This window comes from Shewanella sp. M-Br (assembly GCF_036245925.1).
Taxonomy (GTDB): domain Bacteria; phylum Pseudomonadota; class Gammaproteobacteria; order Enterobacterales; family Shewanellaceae; genus Shewanella; species Shewanella oncorhynchi.
The window spans coordinates 19,401-38,579 of the sequence record NZ_BJBV01000019.1; the positions used below are offsets into that span (position 1 = coordinate 19,401).

A 19,179-nucleotide genomic window follows, 5' to 3' on the forward strand; every position below is an offset into this window, starting at 1 on the left:
GCCAAAAGTCAGTTTTCAACGCTTAGAATACAGCGGGATCGTTTTGGCACATTCATAATCAAAATTAGAATCAAATATACTCACTAGAATGCTCGTGACATTATCCTTTGCACCTGAAACCAAGGTTGAATGGAGTAGCGCTCGATTAGCTTCATATACATTGTTATTGAGTAGATAATCACCAATTTCTCTATCTGGAATTTCTTTATTCAATCCATCGGTACATAAAAGATATATATCTCCGGGACTGCAACGACCAAATATATAGTCAACCTCTATATCAGCATCAACACCGATTGCACGCGTGATGACATTCGAAAGCTCATGATTCTCCGCATCACTCTCAGAAATTAATCCCTGTAAAATCATTTCATTAACTTGACTATGGTCCCTACTAAGCTGAATAAGATTAGCAGAACGTAACAAGTAGCATCGACTATCGCCGGCCCAAAACACGTGATATGTCTCTTTACTTATAAAAAGAACAACAACAGTTGTACCAGCAGTACTACCCTCTAATTTATCTTCACTAAAATTGCACACAGCACGATTTGCATCATACAAAGCCTGAACAATAATTTCAGAGCTAATACTTTCTTTATGTTTCAATGCAGTCTGCGTTAATACATCCATAACCAATTGACTTGCTATATCACCAGCAGCATGTCCTCCCATACCATCAGCAACAGCCCATAAGCCAAATTCCGGTAATGACAAGCAGGCATCTTCATTTATTTTGCGAACAAGTCCCTTATGTGTTTGTGCATCAGATAAAAATTGCATAATTACATCCAGTACTAAGACCTAATGGTCTTAAGTTGCCAATTCCATTTAGCCCAATTTCCAGCGATCATTCCCGCAAATTGACTAATTTGAGGTAAACCAGAAGTGACAAGCATACAGGGCTCGACCTGCTCCGATCCTGCCGTCCACCAAAGACAGTATCGTCCAAACTGCTGTACATAACTCTGGTGCAATAGTTCTAAAAATGATATGTCCTTATTTGACTCTATTACCCATGGTTGTTTTATATGTGTCTCAGTATTACCTGACGTACTTATTTTATTCACTGGCGTCCATGGGATCTCATTTTCCTGTAATTCTTTAAACCATGCAGTTAAATTAAAATCATCGTCTAAGCTTTGCAAAATTCTATTTTCTAATTCAAAAAACCAACTCTTTTGCTCCCATGCTTGAGCTGGCGAGATATCAATAGCTGCCGCTAATGTAAATGGAAAGTTTCGCCCAACTGCATCAACACTCGGAATAACAGTACCTATAATTGGAGACTCACCACAAACATTTGCAGAAAGAGCAAAGTGCCAAATTGGGCTTGTAAGGTACATAGGCAGCCAGGACTCCCCAAGTTGCTCACGGCTTACCGCCATTACAGCTTGTAACCACTCATTCCATCCATTAATAAAATCTGTAGGTAAATTTTGAGTAATAAAATCACCATGACTCGGAATTTTCCCATATATGCCTAATTGCGGTGTCAAAGGTTGTTCGGACATTTAAATGCCTCCAATGCACCACTTAAAAATGGATTGTCGACACTATCTGGCACAAGTTCGACTCTAGCCTTGTTTCCTTGGACAGATAAGTAAAGAATCCCATCGTCTTTCGTTTCAGGACGCTCCTTCACCAGTTCATCCAATAATCGGAACCATGACCACTCACCTTTAAAGGTATTACTTGAAAGTAAACCTGAGTTTGCCGGAGTAAAAACGAGTCTAGTCTGTAATCGACTTCTATCGCCGGGCCAAAAAAACTGCGTCATACGCGTTGGTCCATGCCTGTAAGATAACTCTTGCCCATCAAGTTCAACGAGTAAGTGGGTAATATGTTTATCTAAGTAAATTGGCTTTAATCTAAAACCAATTTTTAACTTTTGAGAACCAGGCTCGAAATACATTGTTCGAATATTTTGTGCCGTTTGAAACGTTTTTAACACTCTATCACTCACACCAATATTCTGCTTAAAGCGCCATTGTTCGAGGTTTGTATTAACAAATGGGCTCAAATAATCAATGAAAAATTGCTCTAATACGCCTCCATATCCGAAGAAACGTTCGAAATCCCGGATCTTAATATCAACTGAACTATTCCTATCAAGAGGATAACGTCCATGAATCGCTTTTTGATATTCAGAAACAACATTACTTTTCCAAGCATCGTTGATGTGTTGTCGACTACCTTTAGCAAATAGTTTTGATGTGTCTGTAGAGATATTACCAAGCCAATCAGAAAAAGGAGATGGCACATCACTACGCAATCGACGTAGCATAACGCTTAGTTCGCCCGCATTATTTTCTCTTTGATTTGCAAATGCCTGCATTGCCATACCACCGCTAGGTGCATATAACCGCTCTAAGTACGCATAATATTGCTGACTCGTTTGTGCAATTTGTTCCATTTGCGCGCTATTAATCGCCAGAAGAGGTGCAAATGCTAACTCAACTTCATGTCCTGGTAGCTGGTTACCAAAATCAGGAAGTTCGTCAGGAAGCAAACGTCCAATCCTTGATTTTTGTGAAGAAAACTTTGTATCAGCTACCTTTCCTGCAACATCAAGCGTCATATCGACGTTTGCAGACTCGGGCAACGACGATAATTTTGTGTTTTGTTGGAAAGCCTTAATCAAACTTTGGATAGGCTGCTCAGGTCCGGCGAGGACTTTAGTCACATAAAGACCTTGTTCTAAATCGTCAATTTTCTGTATATCTAAATCTGCAAGTAACTCTTTCCAGTAGTTAGTATAATCACGCAAATACTTTTCCGTAACTTGCGCTGACAATACTTTCTCTACTTCGTCATCTTCTTCAGCTTTAATGCCACCATATATCCAGTTATCTGCTAATAATGCTTTTATTATCCTTCGCTTCTCAATGTTGAATACCCCATGAAAACCTTGATATGTATAAAGCCCAGGGATCCCTTGTTTTAATGATGCGCCACTTTTTCGAACAATAACATTTGCGCTTTCCATCCCCAACACATCTGATAATTTGAAGTCCGGAATGTTATTTTTAATTAACTCATTCTTAACTTTTTGATATGCCAGATCTGATAAAGGCATAGTCAGCAATATATCTCGAGTTTCAGCGACTATTTTATCATTATAATTCTGGAGCTGTACTCCATTAACAATTAATGCATTTAAATGAGATAGCAATGAACTTCTTGTATCTGAGTTAACCTCACCAGGCAAATGTCTCTGTAAATATGCATCATACCATGCAGTAATTTGTTCACTCTTAAACTTTTCAGGGTGGTAAAGCATTAAATATGTTTTTAATGTCTCATACAAATAATCTCGATGAGTGCTATTCGTTCTCATTTCACTGGTCAAGCCATTAACGAGATCAGGTAGTAAGCTTGAATATAAAGCTTTACTATAAATAATCTTCGCTGACTGCCCTAATTTATCGCCTTGATATAAGCCAATACTTTTCAGCTCTCCATCAGGTAAAACGCCAGCATATCCTGCAGGCATATCACGTAGAATACTTAATTGATTATTTAATACTAATAGATCAGTGTTTGATTTAGAGGCAGCTTTGTAATGTTCAATTGATTTGGCAGTATTTTCAATCAATTGCTGATTCCAGCGATAGCTGTCGTACCAAGCATATAAAATCCATGTCGTGGCGATCAGGGTTAGCGCCGTAACACCGTGACGTAGCCATGTATTCTTAGTTTTGTGGCGAAGATTTACAGTCGCAAGATCACGCTCAGGGATAAGAATATTTTCAAAGAAACGGTGGATAAAATATCCTTTACCTTCACCTTTTTGCTGCCTTAATGGCGGTTCAGCTAAACCACTGCTTCCTCCAACTTGCTGCATTATCCTATCGATAGGAATACCTTGTTGTGTTGCACTTGTAATATATACCCCGCGTAACATTGTTGATTTTTCAAAAGGGTTTTGTGAAAAAATTTCTTTGAGAAAATCATCCGCGGCACTCTGCAACAAACGAAGCTGGCGAGGAAATTCATATATAGCACTTCGACTTTCAAGATCTCTTTCATGCTGTAAACAAGTAAACAATCGTTGATATAAACGATTAATCAGCGCGTGGAACTCTTTATTAAACTGAGATACGGCACCCGTTTCATCCCATGTTTGGTCTGCAGAGAATGTCACGCCCCAAACTTGCTCTCTTTCTTCCGCACTTAAATCTGCAAAAAACTCTGTAAAACCCGCGACTAAATCGGCTTTTGTAAAAATAACGTACACAGGAAAGCTCATGCCTAGTTGGCTTTGAAGCTCCTGTACTCGCTGCTTAATCGCTCTAGCATGAATATTACGCTCGGTTTTAGTCTGATTAATCAGATCTGACAAACTAACAAATACGAGCACACCATTGATTGGTCTACGAGGTCGATATTTACGCAATAAACCTAAAAATCCTTGCCATGCAGCTGAGTCCTGTGACGCATGACTATCTTGCGTTGTATATCGACCCGCTGTATCGATTAAGACGGCTTCATTTGTGAACCACCAGTCACATTGACGTGTACCACCTACCCCACTGATAGGATCAATGCCTAACTGCTCCATCAGCGGAAACTCTAGACCTGAATTTTGTAATGTAGTCGTTTTACCTGAACCTGGGGCGCCAATGAGCATATACCAAGGTAATTGGTATATGTCCCTTGCACGGCTAAAGCGTGCATTCTTCAATATATCAATAGCTTTTTGCATCCGCGAAGTGAGTATTTCGATATCGCGTTTTGCTAATTCGTCATGTTGCTGTTCATCACTACTTAATAGAGATTCTACAGCTTGATTATGGTTTTTTAACTCACGACTGCGTTTGATGAATTGAGAGATCATCCAAATCAGAGCGATTGATAATAATGTGATCAGTCGTGCACTCGTCGTTGCAAGGGGTTCTACACCTGCAATCGCAACGAGTGGTCCACCAAACCAAATCAGTAATGCTAAAGCGAGTAAACCGAGTACTGTAATAAATAATGACGACTTTATTACTCTCAGTAACATGCTAAGTATTGCTTTGAAGTTCATTAAGCTATCCCTTGCTAATACATCTTATTTCAATAAGTCTATTTCGACACGACGATTTAAAGCCCGATTTTCAGGGGTATCATTGGGTGCAACAGGCTCTGCCTCACCTCGTCCCTCTGGCTGTAAACGTCCATGTAAATCTGCTCCAGCAGCTAAACTGTCTGCCATCGCATTTGCTCTTGCTAATGAAAGGTGCCAATTTGATGGATATCTGCTTGTAAATATGGGTTGATCATCGGTATAACCATTCACTAAAATACGGCCTTTAGTCCCTTCTAGGGCCCTCGCCATTTTCACAATAACAGGCTGAAATCCTTCATTAATATCTGTTCCACCCGTGGTAAAAAGATGATGAAGTCCCACCCGAATTCTCACGCGATCCGGTAACTCAATAACTTCGAGTAATTGCATGCCAATTTCTGTTTGCAGTAACTGTTGCAAACGTGCACCTTCATGCACAGTAGACGCTGAAACCTGAAGCGCTTGTGGCGTATTATCTACAATTAAAGAATTCATCTGCCGATTGACTGCATCAGACTGTGAATTCAGTTTGTAACTTAAATACATATATACACTGAGTAATAAAACACCGACAAAGGAGCACATTACCCACAGTGGTACACGATTTTCTAGATGATTAGCATTCTTTGCATCGGAATGCCAATGTGGTGATAAATCTCTCGGAGGTTCACCTTTTTGACTACGTATAGCCTTATAAGCGCGGTCTTTTATAAGTTCTAATTTTTCATAGCCATTTGTTTCAACTCTCATTTTTCCAATAAAGCCAAGCGATAGACAAAGATATTGCAACTCTAACTGCATTAAATTTTCTTTTGGGGAAGCGATAGCACTTTCTAAAAGCGTAAAAAAATACTCTCCACCAAATGTTTCGTTATGAAAAGTAGAAAGCAGACTCTCGGTCCCCCAATCACTGTTCTCACCCCAGGCGGTGTTGAGCACGAGTTCATCCAGAAAACTGCATACACAGTAACGAGCTCGCTCTATTAATTCAGAGGATATTTGCTTAGCTCTCAATTGCAATTCGTACTGCTGAATTAAATAAATACAGTGTTTCTTAATTCCTAATACATCTTGATGCTGTTGAGTACTTCGGATTGGCGCGACTAAAGAAAAAAGAAGACCTGCCTCGTCTATTAGCACATTATCACTCACAGACAAGTACAATTGAGCACTTTGAAATGATGTTGGCGCCTTTGGTATTGCCATTTGGGTTTTGTCGCTCTGATGACTAACGTCATCACGACTTGCATTTGTGCCAACAGGATCAGCCTTTCTTGCTCCTGGTCGAGGCTTCATTATTGTCTTATCTGACATGACATACATCCCTGTAAATAGTCTTGAAATACAAAGTCATCAAGATTTAATTGCCCACAATTCCAGCTTTAATCCCGGATAATTACCAGATAAATGCAAAGCAATACCACCACTATTACTGAGTTTTTCCCAATATATTCCGCTCTTATCTAACTGAAAATAATGGAAACCTGCATGATAAGGTACTTGTCTTGGCGCCACCGGTAATCCTGTCACAGCAATGCCTGGTAATTGGTTATTGACCAGCTCTCTAATATGTTCAACGGGTCCAATTTTTAATCTCGCCGGCAAGTGTTTACGCACATCATCAGCGGGTAAATCTGCACTAACAGCCAATACAAATTGCGCATACTCCAACAGAGTTTTATCCGTCAATGGAGATACCATAATGCCAAACTTAGCTTGTTCAATTGGTAACGCAATGGCTGTTTGTTCTAATACAACACTTAACGTTTGGTTTAATATCACTGATAAGTTGCCAAATACTGTGGCCAAATCAGTATGGTTATACTGCGGGAATTCAGGTGCTCGCTTATCTCGGCTAGTAAAAGTCGCCAATTCTCCAAGCATGGTTATAGCATGTTGATAAAGGTATTCTGGATGCTGTCCATCACTTTGCTTTATATGCTGAAACATAGGCTCATATCGATTAAGCACCTGCAGCATTAAAAAATCGGCTATCGAGTTGGCGTTTCCTTGCCCCCTTGAGATACGAGCGGCCAACGCTTCAGCACGTTGTCTCAACATGCCTAACGTCTCCTGAATAAATCCTTTTAATTCACCGTTGCGCTGAATGTTAATCGTTGGTGGAATAAATTTCTTATCCAATTTAATTTCACCGTGCTCGCTAACCTCTTTTATTTTTGCAATTGGCATTGCAATATAACCGCCGCGGTCTTCACTCTCGAGCTTCAGCAATAAACGCAACTGTGCAACCTGTAGTAGCTCTGCACTTTCTTCTGATAATGTGTTATCCGAAACCAATTGGTCTGAAAATTGATAGCGAGTTATTGTTGTACTATCGGCGGTTGCAATATCAACGCTATTCACCTTCTCGAAGGCAAGACACAGAAATACCTGTTGCTCACGGCACGATTTAGGTATCTCAATAACAGATGGTATTAAGTCATTCATTGGCAACTCAAGCAATGTCCCATCCGGTAAAATCCCCTGTAATGAAGTAATACCAAACTGAGAAAATTTTGTTGCTTTGTCATCAATTTCTAAATCTGAGACTCCCCAAGGAAAAAGTGACAACATCGCATTGCACTTTTGCTGCATATTAGAAAAGTAACGTTCTTGCTGCTGAAAGTGTTGTGGACGTAGAAACGTTCCTTCAGTCCAAGCTATCTTGCTAAAATGACTCATTTAAACAACTCCATTATGAGATATTAGCGCTTCGTTGCCGCTTCGGTGTCTCGGTCTCTGATATAGACCGCTAGTTTATCGATATAAACATACGCATCATCATATCCAGTAGGATCCGCATCAATTACAGCATGCCAACGTGCGCCCTCTACATCCCTGTAGGCGACTAAAATCGCAACAGCTTTCGTTGTTGGTTGTAAAAACATTTCATACTCTAAACGAGCACCCGGCTCAAAAACTAATTCATCTTTTTTGATTAAGTCCGTTCTTAATGTTTCGCTCGCATTATCATATAGTGCAAAAAAGTCCTGATTCTCAAAGACCGTTTTTGATGCTAACTCATACACATTTACAATAACCGGCGAAGCTCGACCATCACTATCAGGATTAATATCGTTAGCAATACGAAAGTTCATCGTTGTTGAAGGCGGAAAAGCCGAATAAAAAGTTTGACATCCGATTAAGCCCATAGACATCACTACGCCTAGTAATGCTTTATAATTAAACATTAATTACAACTCCTTTGTTATTAATAACACTGCACTATTCATCTATTATTCATAAAAGCATCATATGCATTTACAAACTCATCACTTATGTTACTATTCTCTATATTGACTTCATCAACTAATCCATTATGTTTAAGTTGATAAATATTCCAAAATCTCGCTTTCCGCTGTGCAGGGTTTAACTTATCGAGTAATGATTCGCTATAATCTTGTTTTGCAATTTCTGTGGGTGACAATTGAATTAAAATACCATTCACAGCCCCTTTTGCACCTGCAATAATGGCAGACTCGTGACGATTAATATCGTTAAACGCCTCTTGTATCGCTTGCTTTGCAGGCATGAAACTTAACGTAGACCGATTAAACAAATTATGAAACGCATCATCAATTGAGGCAGAAAATTTCAGTGGATTATTTTCTTTCTGCTGAAACGTGGTTTGATTCACTCTAAAGTTACTCTTAACTTCAGATCTTGCTCGCATAATCTGGACCAAACCTGATAATGATTCTTGCAATGCAACACCTAGCTGTTCCCACCACTCATCAGAATTCTCAAGATACTGTTCATAATTATCGATTCCTAACCCTCTTAAAAATGCGACACTGGCATTACGTCCATCTTGTTGAGATAAGAATGGGCTAGCTATTTTCTGCCCTACTTTAATTTCTTCATGTTTCTCATCAAATGCTTTACTGCTCAAACTTTCAGGAATAGTGTCGAACTGCTCCTCATTACTGGTCCATTGCTGCTCCCACTCATCAGGGATCAAGGTACTAGGTGCCATAAAATGTTGTGCAAGAGGATCATTATCACTACGTTCAATAATTGACGATATAGCAATACCGTCAGGAAAACTCTTTATGGGGGCCTGAATACTATTAATTGAAACTCCATCTCCAGAATCTAATAATGACAGATTCTGCAATGTATTCTTTTGATTATGAATGGGTTTATTAACCTGAGGCATATCTGAATGGCTTTTTGTGTTTAGCTCACAAATAGAAACCTTAACTTCATAATCCCCGAGACAAAAGACATCTCCTTCTGCTAATGGAGTTTGATTTTCTTGCCCTATTGGCTCAACTGAACGATTGAGGAACAGTCCATTTGTAGACTGATCTTTAATATAAAAGCGCTCATTTTCAAAAATGATTAAAGCATGAATACCAGAAACAACACGCTCGGGATCAGGTAAGCACCAATCAGCCTTTTCAGAACGACCAAGACTGCCACCACTCGTGCCAAATCGCTTAACTGATATTTGGCGTGGTGAAAGTCGATGATAACTTACGACTGATAATTCGATGAATGTATCATTTTGATGCACTTAATACTCCTGTATTATAACTCCATCCCATGGGCTCAGCACAATAAGTATGATTTATTGTGCGATGGCAGAGACTAATTTTAAAAAAAGTTCATGTCAACAAAACTAGAGCACATAGGAAAATATTAGAAAGAGTATTCGCGATAATATGACTAAAATCATAAGTTAAATTATATGGTTACAAAATAAAATACATTAATACCATGCATCATTCTTTAGTATTAAATTTAAATACCAACTTTAACCCAAAAGTACCAATATTGATTAAAGTACTAGATGGCTAAATGCTATTACTTTTGTTAAAAGTTATAATTTCAAGAATACGGTATAACTGCGGTGGGTAATTAATTTAGGCGGAAATTTAACAAGTGCTATTTGACTACAAACAAAGCGAACTGTAATATGTTTCACTTTATTAAAAGTGATAAATCTATTCACCATTAATTCTTTGGACTATATGGATAATAGTTCTTTCTAAGATCCATAACAGGAGTGTGGCATGCTTGATTCTGGGAGAGTGGGACTGGCTGATGAAACTGACGAATCATCTGAGACTTCTACTCAAATAAACACTAACATTAACAACTCTTCAGAAGAATTAGACATATCAGATAAAACACTCTTTATTAAATCCCCTACAACTATTCCTTTCGTAGACACTCCCTCTGTTTCCCTAGAAGGTTCCACATTAAAAAATCGTTATTACTTAGAAAGTAAGATTGGTTCTGGTGGTATGAGTGATGTTTATAGAGCGAAGGATATTTTCCTTGAAAATGCTGGGATAAAAGATAACCACGTTGTTATTAAAGTACTGCAATCACAATTTGTAAATCAGCCAGAAGCATTACAACTCCTATTAGAAGAAGCGCATAAAACCCAGCTGCTGTCACACCCTAATATAGTGAGTGTGTTTGATGTTGATTCAGATCAAGACAGATACTTTATCGTTATGGAGTATCTTGATGGCGAAAGCTTAGACCAGATCATAAAACGTTATAAGCCCAAGGGTTTAAGTCTTACAGCTGCGATGAAGTTACTAGAGCAAATCGCAGATGCATTAAATTATGCACACAAAAAAGGCATAGTTCATGCTGATCTAAAACCTGCAAATATTATGGTTGATCGACATGGACATATTAAAATACTCGATTTTGGCGTTGCACATCGCATGCAACTAAATTATGACGCGTATGCCGCAGCCCCTTTATCACAGAATGCGCCAATTAATGGCTTTACACCTGCCTATGCAAGTACAGATTTGCTTGCAGAAAAGACACCTGCTGTCTCTGATGATGTTTTCTCGTTTGCCTGTGTAACCTATGAGCTTCTTACTAGCAAACATCCTTTTGATCGTATGCCTGCCGATAAGGCACAAGCGCAAAATAAAATTGCATCAAAGCCATCCCACCTAAATGCATTAAAGTGGTTAGCGCTAAAAAAAGCACTTAACTTTAATACTGCTGATAGAAATATCTCCATATCAAGCTTAATGACACACCTCAAGCGCGAACTCTGGAAACCTACGCTGGCAACAATAGCGGTACTAGCAGTATTAGGTGGCGTGAGTTATCAAATCTATTCGCAGGAAAACAAGGTTGCACAAGTACAAGCAAGACAAACACAATTTGAACTAGATAGTCGTCAGCTGTTAGCACTTGCCGATCTCGACGCCAAACAGTTTCTTGCAACCTTACCAAGCCTTGAGATGCAAGACCCAATCATCCGTGCTGGACTACTTAGACAGCAAAGAGAGAACATTTTTAGCTATGTTGAGCAGCAAGTGGATCTCATATTCACTGACAAACAACATGATTATCCAGATTACCCTAAGATGCAAAGCTTGCTCAGTGAAGCAAGAGCCCTCTATCCCGACTCCTATTTCTTACTCACGTTGAATAATAATATGGTTCGTGGGAAACAAACTGCGATTGATGTCTTACGTGAACAATTAGCGAGTTTCTTATTACAACAGAATTACTCACACCAAACGAATGGCAATGATATCTATAAAATTGCAGCTAATTTTGAACATATAGATCCACAATATAGCATTCAGCTACAAGACAACGAAATACAGGCTTTTATCCAAGCATTTGATCAAGCTAAGCAAGCGTTAGATCCCATTGTACTAGAACAACTTATTAATGCTGGGAACCTGCTTTTTTCAAGTACAGAACAAACTAAAGCATTAATATCTCAAGGTAATCAGCTTAAAACCGCTGTAAAAGCAATGTCTATTTACCATCAAGCCATTGCGAAAGGTCAACAAGCCGCATTTCCCTATTCAGATGCCACTGTTTTCTATCAAAATGCCTTTACTACTCTGGAAAACTTGTTAGTCACCAGTAAAAATAGTGCTGACGTGGATGAGGTTTATCAGCGCTTTGAAGCTTATACACCCATAGTTCCATCTGACTTTTCTCCCTACAATGAACTACGTAAGCAACTGGCAGATAAATATCTCAATTTGGGTAGCCAATTACTTGAAGTTCGGAAAGTAAAAGATGCTGAACGCCAAATACGCAGAGCCAATGAGCTGATGAATAACAAATAGTCACTTTTAAACGCGTTCAACAGTTTTAACATGGAGCAGTGAAACGGATGTCTTATGCAAATTACGACGGCGTAATGGTTGAGGATATATGGGGGAAAACGTACCTCATCAGCAATTGCCCCTTTGCCAGAATGGATTTGGGAGAGGATCACCTCTCCTCAGTTCAGGATGTTATTTTTGGTCGCCAATTTTTATATAAACTGCAACCTGAGTGGCAGCAGGATGCCGTGTTTCGAAAACTCTACTTGCAGGCCATGCCTTGGTGCCAGAAGCTTTCGAGCTTAAACACCCTGCAAGTGGTACAGGCCGTTATCGACTGTTTTATCTCTGGTAAGTTATTAGTCTGGCAATTAACCGACGGCTGGGCAAAACCGCCTGCTGGCTCCCCCGGCGTCGGCGGTTTAGTGCCGCTGGCGGGCAGTGTACTATCTGCCACAGTTAGCAGTAACACCACCAGTACCAATAAGAGCCGCTCAGCGTCACCGCTCGTTGCCGCCCCTATCGCACAAATTAAATCCCATGAATCGTCTATTGATACCATCGTGGGTGGCGCCAAACAAGTCGCTAATGATGTCATCGCGGGTCAACGCGCAGCGGAGGCGGAATGGTTAGCAGAACAAGGTATTATCAAGGTAACGGATACTCAGACGAATAAACTATTAACACCAGAGGAAGTCCGCGAACGTTATGCTGGCATAGTCACCTTCGATATCGATACCGCCGAGCAAGTGGGTGCCAATACGATTAAGGACATGCGGGGCTACAGCGCTGCGCTATTTGCTGTCGAATTGGCGAGTTCAAAGTTCAAGAAACTGCTCACCGACCCCAAAGGCCTATACAAAGAATTGACTAAAGTGGTCGAAGATGCAGTGAAAGATGCCCGAAGCCCCGCTGAAGCCTTGGGGCACCTTGGTGGCAACCATGCAATAGATCGTTTGGGTCTTAAGCCCGATGATCGCTTCGTTAACCGTTATCATGGCCCCGATGGCATGTATTATGATGCCAATGGTAAGAGAGTCGAAGCTGAGTTTAAAGGCTATAGCAAAGACAGTACCGTGCTGAGCAGTAACACCAACCGGCACAGACAGGGTTCCGAAGCGAAAAATCTTACCCGCGCAAAAAAGATGACTGACAAAAAAAGTAAAGTAGACCAGCCATCCAATCGCCAAGGTGGAGCTTATACACAAGATGAGCAAGCACTTTGGGATGATATTAAATTAGCTGGCGGTAAGAAGAATCATCTGGCGGTATTTACCAACACCGAAACTGGTCAGGTTCGCGCCTTTAGTCAGGATAAAGACGGTAACCTTATAGACAAGGTGTTGGATGAGCCTATCCCCGATTTTAATGATGCAAAAGCTATCATTAACAACGCCTTTTCAAGGAAAAAATAATTATGGCAGACAATAAAATCCCCCAAATGACGCTGGTTAAAATAGAGCAGGATATTGAATCGGCATTAGAAGATATCAAACAGCGGCGTAATGCAGAAGCTTCTGGTTATTATCAGATTAATGATATTGAAGCTGAAACTGTTTATTGCGCTTATGCAATGGAGTACGCCGGCCTCGGCATGGCCTATGCGTTGCATGGCGATTGGGCCTTAGCCAAAGACGCCTTTCAAACCGCCGCAGAATATAAAATTAAACCACTGTTAATGGCCTATGACCCTGACTACCCTGACTTTCTCGGTGATGCCTGCACTAGGGGCGCGCAAACGATTGATGTCGTTGATTGTTTCAACTATGGCATGGCCGCAGGGGATTTAGCCATAGCGAAGCAAGCTTGTGCGTTATTTCCTGCGGAGTGGCGCCCTCGCAATAGTAAACCAGATACGACTGATGACTTTGTGCATGCGTTACATGCGTGGTTTAGCGGCGATAAGCTTAGAGCTGCTGGTTTTTGTCAAAAAAGCATGGAAGCCTATATCGCCAAACCCAGTAAAAAAGTCACCTATCGCAGTAATTACTACACCCTACATTTGGCCTTATGGGGCATTATTATCAACGACCAAAGCGTGTTCGATACTGGCATTCAAAAGCAGTTGGAGATTTGCCACCATGAAGCCCGTTATGGTGAATGGAAGGGCATGGTTGAAGGTCATTTCGCAGAATATGCTTTGGCCCTTACCAACTTAGCGATTCAGGCGGGAATGAAACACCAGGTTATTGACCCTTTCATTCCACAAGGGCTTGTTTGGCAGCAACCGCTTTAAGCCATGCTACGGTTCACTCACGATTAAGATGTGGGCTTCACTGGTATTGACTACATGAAGCCTTAACATTTCTCGTTGACAAATTAAGCACACATAAGCCCTACTTCCCAAAGATTATGCGTGCTCATCTCATCAACTGCATCGATAAATACCAACCTCAAGCAATATGGCTAAATTTACGTTTAACCGCGTTGGGCAAATTTAGCCCTTAAGGTTAATTTCGAGGGGATGGGCGCAAAACCCCACCTACGCAGAAAAATGAAAAAGAAGCAAAGTCAACCAGCCAATCGTCAAGGTGCAGAATATACCGAAGATGAGCAAGCGCTTTGGAATGATATTAGATTAGCTACCGGTAAGAAAAATCATCTGGCGGTATTTACCAACACCGAAACCGGTCAGGTTCGCGCCTTTAGTCAAGATAAAGACGGTAACCTTATAGACAAAGTGTTGGATGAGCCTATTCCCGATTTTAATGATGCGAAAGATATCATTAACAACGCCTTTTCAAGGAAAAAGTAACCATGGCAGAAAAGAAAATCCCCCAAATGACGCAGGCTGAAATTGAGGAGGATATTAAATTTAATCAAGAGATTATTGAACGCGCAAAAAGTCTTAAAGAAGCCGGCTTTTACGAGCAGAATGAGATTGAAGCAGAGACGGTTTATGCGGGTTGGGCGATGAAATACGCCGGCCTCGGCATGGCCTATGCGTTGCATGCCGATTGGGACTTAGCCAAAGAAGCCTTTCAAACCGCCGCAGAATATAAAATTAAACCACTGTTAATGGCTTACGACCCTAACTATCCAGATTTCCTTGGTGATAATATCGCCGAAGGAGGGCAATCTCATAACGTTGTTGATTGCTTTAGTTACGCCATGGCCGCAGGGGATTTAGCCATAGCCAAACAGGCTTGTGCGTTATTTCCAGCCCAATGGCGCCCTCGCAATAGTAAACCAGATACGACTGATGACTTTGTGCATGCGTTACATGCGTGGTTTAGCGGCGATAAGCTTCGAGCTGCAGGCTTCTGTCAAAAAAGCATGGAAGCCTATATCGCCAAACCCAGTAAAAAAGTCACCTATCGCAGTAATTACTACACCCTACATTTGGCCTTATGGGGCATTATTATCAACGACCAAAGCGTGTTCGATACTGGCATTCAAAAGCAGTTGGAGATTTGCCACCATGAAGCCCGTTATGGTGAATGGAAGGGCATGGTTGAAGGTCATTTCGCAGAATATGCCCTCGCGCTCACCAACTTAGCGATTCAGGCGGGGATGAAACACCAAGTTATTGACCCTTTCATTCCACAAGGGCTTGTTTGGCAGCAACCGCTTTAAGCCATGCTACGTGCCACTAATGGCACCGTGTTGGAATATCTAGTGGTCGAAGCCAAGGGGCCTGAGGTAAGTTACAGCCAACTAGTCTAGAAGAAGCCGCCAGCATCCTGGCGGCGATCCTGACCCCAGACTTTTCCGAGGATTATGCCGGTTTCATGGCCAGTTATGCAGGTACCGGGAAAGATTTTCACAACAGAGATGCGGTAGGCCAATATGCCAGCAAGACCATCCAGGATCACGAGCTGCGAACATTGAGCCCTGCCAGGCACGTGATGCAGGAAGAATTCGGTGCCAATCCCCTGTTCGCGGGCAACGGCTTGACTAAGGTCGATAAGAACAACCGCTATGCCAAGGACATAGGCCAAAACTCCGGCGTAGTGGAGACCTTCACCTTCGAGCGCGATCCGCTCACCATAGACGAACTGCAGACTCTCGGCGCCGTAACCCTTATCCCGACCATCCCATTAAGGTGCTGATTAATAAAAGAATAAAGAAATCCCCATGCAGTTATTACACACAGACAACTTACCCGCAGGCCATAAGCTCATCGCCAAGCTCGACTATCTGTTATTCAAGGATGAAATTTTATACATAGTGGCCTCCGCCAACGACTTTTACTTCATTAAAAAAAGCCCAGCAATGTTTCCGGAAGATGCCGACGAACCCGGCTTCGATGTGTTTCAAACAGGCTTCCCACGGGCGGCTTGGATGGTCGACAATATCGAGAATAAATTGTGGAAATCTGCCGCCGAAGGCGGTTTACCCTCGGGCACTTATTTCATCGACGAAGACGTCGACGGTGAAAACCTCAAGATCCGCCGCACTATGCATGTGGGCGCAGATCAAGATAAGGGCTTTGTGTTGATCAACTTCAGCCGGCCTCACCTCAAATTTACCGAAAAGAACTTCTAGGAGGTAGACATCTCAGACCGCTTGTTGCTCGAAGGTGGTCTTCTTGATGTGCTGAAGCAACTTTAGCCATACACTCATTCCACTGGCAATTTAGCGATTTAGGCGGGGGATGAAACACTAGGTTGTTGGCCCTTTTATTCCACAAGGTTTTGTCTGGCAGACAACGCTTTTAGACTTATTCTGCTCAACTTTATAGATATAAAAAATGTTAAACTTTCGCCTATCGTCAAGCATCATACCTCCCATTAAGTACCATCATTCTTCTTCCTCGAAACCTAAAAAAGTCGAACATCAATACCATAGATGATCTCTTTAAAACCAAGCTTCAAGCATATTATCGAGAGTTTCACGCCCAATTTACAGCGAAACCGAAGTTAATCTAGCGTTACTCAAAGGATGCCACATCGTGATGAATACGTATGTAAGCAGTTGTGCAAAAATCTACGCCGAGGCTACTATAAATCCGCTCGTTTCACCCTCTGCTTGTGGGGTTTGAAATCTGTGAGGTCGTTTCTGATAGGGTTACATACAAGGATTGCTATCAGGCTTAAGTTCTTTCTGCTGACTGGCTTTAGGCCACTCACTTGGGCTAATCCCTTTGAATTAAGGTGTTAGGTCCAAATTTGAAATGAATTTATCGGCGAATATGCTTCTGAGGGAGGAGTATATTCGCCATTTTTTCACAGAGTACACTCATTCATGGCATGCGCGAAAGCACCATGAATAAGCCATGAATCTGACTCTTGGCTGTGATGAAATAGCTCACCACATAAAAGCAAAGTACAGTGCCAATCCATTGCTAGGCAAAACAATTAAAACAATAAGCACTCAAGGCAGAACGACTGCCGGCAACAGAAAGGAAGTTCAATGTCTTCGAATCACCAGCAAGATCCCCATCAAGCCGCAGCGCCTCAGTTGCCGCATGCATTCAAGCAACAACCTGAGCTGAGTTTCTGGCAAATTTTTAATATGTGTTTCGGTTTTTTGGGCATTCAATTTGGGTTTGCCCTGCAAAATGCCAACGTCAGCCGCATTTTTCAAACCTTAGGGGCTTCTATCGATGAAATTCCCATACTGTGGATTGCCGCACCACTGACGGGTTTATTGGTTCAACCTATTATTGGTTATTTGAGTGATAACACCTGGGGACGCCTTGGCCGTCGCCGCCCCTATTTTTTGATTGGCGCGATTTTTACTACCCTTGCCATTTTTATCATGCCGCACTCGCCTACCCTGTGGATTGCCGCCGGCATGTTATGGATCATGGATGCCTCGATCAACATCGCCATGGAGCCGTTTCGCGCCTTCGTCGGTGACAATTTACCGAAAAGCCAACGTACCCAAGGCTATGCCATGCAAAGCTTTTTCATCGGCATTGGCGCTGTGGTGGCTTCGGCCTTACCCTATATTTTGACTCACTTTTTTGATGTTGCGAATACTGCACCAGCGGGTGAAATTGCCGATTCAGTGCGTTATGCCTTCTATTTTGGCGGCACAGTATTATTGCTCGCGGTCACTTGGACTGTCGTATCGTCAAGAGAATATTCCCCTGAAGAATTAGCCGCCTTTAACGCAAAACAAGTCAATGCTGAAGATCAAACCTTAGCCCGCACTCGTACCCGCAAGGACTATCAATTTGCCTCCTTCGTGTGGATGGGTCTCGGCGCCCTGCTAACCTTCGCTATTTGGGCGCAGGATTTAGACAAGCAGCTGTATATTTTGAGCTTAGGGATTTTCGCCTTTGGCCCATTACAACTGTATTGCGCGCTGCGTTTGGGCAATTCACAACCCGCTGAACGCAATAAGCTCGGCATGGTATTTAGCGTGGTCGATGACTTGTTCCATATGCCCAAAGCCATGCATCAACTGGCGATCGTGCAGTTTTTCTCTTGGTTCGCACTGTTTGCCATGTGGATTTACACCACAGCCGCCGTGACGTCTTACCATTTTGGCAGCAGCGATGTATTGTCCCAAGCTTATAACGACGGCGCAGATTGGGTCGGCGTACTGTTCGCCTCCTACAATGGTTTTGCCGCCATTGCCGCGATTTTTATTCCTATGCTGGCTAAGCGTATTGGCATCAAGCTGACCCACACAGTCAATATGTTCTGTGGTGGTATAGGTTTGATTAGTTTCTTTTTTATTACAGACCCAAGCCTGTTATGGCTGCCTATGATAGGTGTCGGTATCGCGTGGGCGTCAATTTTATCTGTGCCCTACGCCATGTTGTCGAGCATGTTACCCCCGCAAAAAATGGGCGTTTACATGGGGATTTTTAACTTCTTCATCGTCATCCCGCAGCTTCTTGCCGCCAGTGTGCTGGGTTTAGTGCTCAATGGTCTGTTCGATGGTCAACCTATTTATGCACTGATCACAGGTGGCGTCTTGATGATGTGTGCAGGCATTGCCGTATTATTTGTCGACCAAGACGTTGTCGAACAAAATAACCCAAATAATCAAAGTACAGCAATGAACCACAAGACCCACTTAATCACGAAAGCCACAGACAAATTAACGAATAAAAGTTAGCTCTTTATAGCTGCGATACACATTAGGCGATATGCAGAAATGCATGTTAAGCGCGGT

At 41.8% G+C, this 19,179-nt stretch carries 15 protein-coding genes; 8 read left to right on the forward strand and 7 right to left on the reverse strand.

The features are described 5' to 3' along the window. Positions 1-15 precede the first annotated feature (15 nt). From AAA952_RS15795 to tagH, 7 genes are read right to left on the reverse strand one after another with little or no spacing between them, the layout of a single operon-like run. Complete coding sequence (locus AAA952_RS15795) at positions 16-783, reverse strand: PP2C family protein-serine/threonine phosphatase (protein WP_113940343.1); 768 nt, start codon at positions 781-783, stop codon at positions 16-18. A 14-nt stretch (positions 784-797) separates the two neighbouring features. Next, positions 798-1,514, reverse strand: a complete 717-nt coding sequence (gene tagF, locus AAA952_RS15800; protein WP_113940342.1) for a type VI secretion system-associated protein TagF — start codon at positions 1,512-1,514, stop codon at positions 798-800. Beyond that, positions 1,496-5,032, reverse strand: a complete 3,537-nt coding sequence (tssM, locus tag AAA952_RS15805; protein ID WP_338258399.1) for a type VI secretion system membrane subunit TssM — start codon at positions 5,030-5,032, stop codon at positions 1,496-1,498. The genes tagF and tssM overlap by 19 nt, the downstream gene beginning before the upstream one ends. A 24-nt stretch (positions 5,033-5,056) precedes the next feature. Beyond that, entirely contained in the window at positions 5,057-6,367 is a 1,311-nt protein-coding gene (gene tssL, locus AAA952_RS15810) for a type VI secretion system protein TssL, long form (RefSeq protein ID WP_338258401.1), read from the reverse strand. Positions 6,368-6,406: 39 nt separating this feature from the next. Further along, positions 6,407-7,735, reverse strand: coding sequence for a type VI secretion system baseplate subunit TssK (gene tssK / locus AAA952_RS15815; protein ID WP_113940339.1), 1,329 nt, complete (start codon positions 7,733-7,735; stop codon positions 6,407-6,409). Positions 7,736-7,758: 23 nt separating this feature from the next. Next, positions 7,759-8,244, reverse strand: coding sequence for a type VI secretion system lipoprotein TssJ (tssJ, locus tag AAA952_RS15820; protein WP_113940338.1), 486 nt, complete (start codon positions 8,242-8,244; stop codon positions 7,759-7,761). Between the two features lie 38 nt (positions 8,245-8,282). Continuing rightward, positions 8,283-9,572, reverse strand: a complete 1,290-nt coding sequence (gene tagH / locus AAA952_RS15825; protein WP_113940337.1) for a type VI secretion system-associated FHA domain protein TagH — start codon at positions 9,570-9,572, stop codon at positions 8,283-8,285. 499 nt (positions 9,573-10,071) lie between these two features. On the opposite strand from tagH, the gene AAA952_RS15830 reads away from it, so the two are divergent. The 8 genes from AAA952_RS15830 to AAA952_RS15865 all read left to right on the forward strand — a co-directional run bounded on the left by AAA952_RS15830 (position 10,072) and on the right by AAA952_RS15865 (position 19,122). Continuing rightward, positions 10,072-12,126 (forward strand): serine/threonine-protein kinase, encoded by a 2,055-nt coding sequence (locus tag AAA952_RS15830; RefSeq protein WP_338258406.1) that lies wholly within the window; start codon positions 10,072-10,074, stop codon positions 12,124-12,126. Positions 12,127-12,173: 47 nt separating this feature from the next. Continuing rightward, complete coding sequence (locus tag AAA952_RS15835) at positions 12,174-13,520, forward strand: hypothetical protein (protein WP_338258408.1); 1,347 nt, start codon at positions 12,174-12,176, stop codon at positions 13,518-13,520. A gap of 2 nt (positions 13,521-13,522) precedes the next feature. Continuing rightward, the gene (locus AAA952_RS15840) at positions 13,523-14,341 is read left to right on the forward strand and encodes an Imm49 family immunity protein (protein WP_338258410.1); all 819 of its coding nucleotides are present in this window, start codon (positions 13,523-13,525) and stop codon (positions 14,339-14,341) included. A 258-nt stretch (positions 14,342-14,599) separates the two neighbouring features. Then, positions 14,600-14,860 carry a hypothetical protein gene (locus AAA952_RS15845; protein WP_338258412.1) on the forward strand — a complete coding sequence of 87 codons (261 nt, stop codon included), beginning with the start codon at positions 14,600-14,602 and terminating at the stop codon, positions 14,858-14,860. A 2-nt stretch (positions 14,861-14,862) separates the two neighbouring features. Further along, complete coding sequence (locus tag AAA952_RS15850; protein ID WP_338258414.1) at positions 14,863-15,681, forward strand: Imm49 family immunity protein; 819 nt, start codon at positions 14,863-14,865, stop codon at positions 15,679-15,681. 155 nt (positions 15,682-15,836) lie between these two features. Beyond that, positions 15,837-16,157 (forward strand): hypothetical protein, encoded by a 321-nt coding sequence (locus AAA952_RS15855; RefSeq protein WP_338258416.1) that lies wholly within the window; start codon positions 15,837-15,839, stop codon positions 16,155-16,157. Between the two features lie 25 nt (positions 16,158-16,182). Continuing rightward, entirely contained in the window at positions 16,183-16,593 is a 411-nt protein-coding gene (locus AAA952_RS15860) for a hypothetical protein (protein ID WP_338258418.1), read from the forward strand. 867 nt (positions 16,594-17,460) lie between these two features. Further along, positions 17,461-19,122, forward strand: coding sequence for an MFS transporter (locus AAA952_RS15865; RefSeq protein WP_338258420.1), 1,662 nt, complete (start codon positions 17,461-17,463; stop codon positions 19,120-19,122). The last annotated feature ends 57 nt before the right edge of the window (positions 19,123-19,179 follow it).

What these genes read in the sequence shown, in the direction of transcription:
- AAA952_RS15795 (WP_113940343.1), bottom strand. Translation starts at nt 783, where the DNA reads ATGCAATTTTTATCTGATGCACAAACACATAAGGGACTTGTTCGCAAA.
- tagF (WP_113940342.1), bottom strand. Translation starts at nt 1,514, where the DNA reads ATGTCCGAACAACCTTTGACACCGCAATTAGGCATATATGGGAAAATT.
- tssM (WP_338258399.1), bottom strand. Translation starts at nt 5,032, where the DNA reads ATGAACTTCAAAGCAATACTTAGCATGTTACTGAGAGTAATAAAGTCG.
- tssL (WP_338258401.1), bottom strand. Translation starts at nt 6,367, where the DNA reads ATGTCAGATAAGACAATAATGAAGCCTCGACCAGGAGCAAGAAAGGCT.
- tssK (WP_113940339.1), bottom strand. Translation starts at nt 7,735, where the DNA reads ATGAGTCATTTTAGCAAGATAGCTTGGACTGAAGGAACGTTTCTACGT.
- tssJ (WP_113940338.1), bottom strand. Translation starts at nt 8,244, where the DNA reads ATGTTTAATTATAAAGCATTACTAGGCGTAGTGATGTCTATGGGCTTA.
- AAA952_RS15830 (WP_338258406.1), top strand. Translation starts at nt 10,072, where the DNA reads ATGCTTGATTCTGGGAGAGTGGGACTGGCTGATGAAACTGACGAATCA.
- AAA952_RS15835 (WP_338258408.1), top strand. Translation starts at nt 12,174, where the DNA reads ATGTCTTATGCAAATTACGACGGCGTAATGGTTGAGGATATATGGGGG.
- AAA952_RS15840 (WP_338258410.1), top strand. Translation starts at nt 13,523, where the DNA reads ATGGCAGACAATAAAATCCCCCAAATGACGCTGGTTAAAATAGAGCAG.
- AAA952_RS15845 (WP_338258412.1), top strand. Translation starts at nt 14,600, where the DNA reads ATGAAAAAGAAGCAAAGTCAACCAGCCAATCGTCAAGGTGCAGAATAT.
- AAA952_RS15850 (WP_338258414.1), top strand. Translation starts at nt 14,863, where the DNA reads ATGGCAGAAAAGAAAATCCCCCAAATGACGCAGGCTGAAATTGAGGAG.
- AAA952_RS15855 (WP_338258416.1), top strand. Translation starts at nt 15,837, where the DNA reads ATGGCCAGTTATGCAGGTACCGGGAAAGATTTTCACAACAGAGATGCG.
- AAA952_RS15860 (WP_338258418.1), top strand. Translation starts at nt 16,183, where the DNA reads ATGCAGTTATTACACACAGACAACTTACCCGCAGGCCATAAGCTCATC.
- AAA952_RS15865 (WP_338258420.1), top strand. Translation starts at nt 17,461, where the DNA reads ATGTCTTCGAATCACCAGCAAGATCCCCATCAAGCCGCAGCGCCTCAG.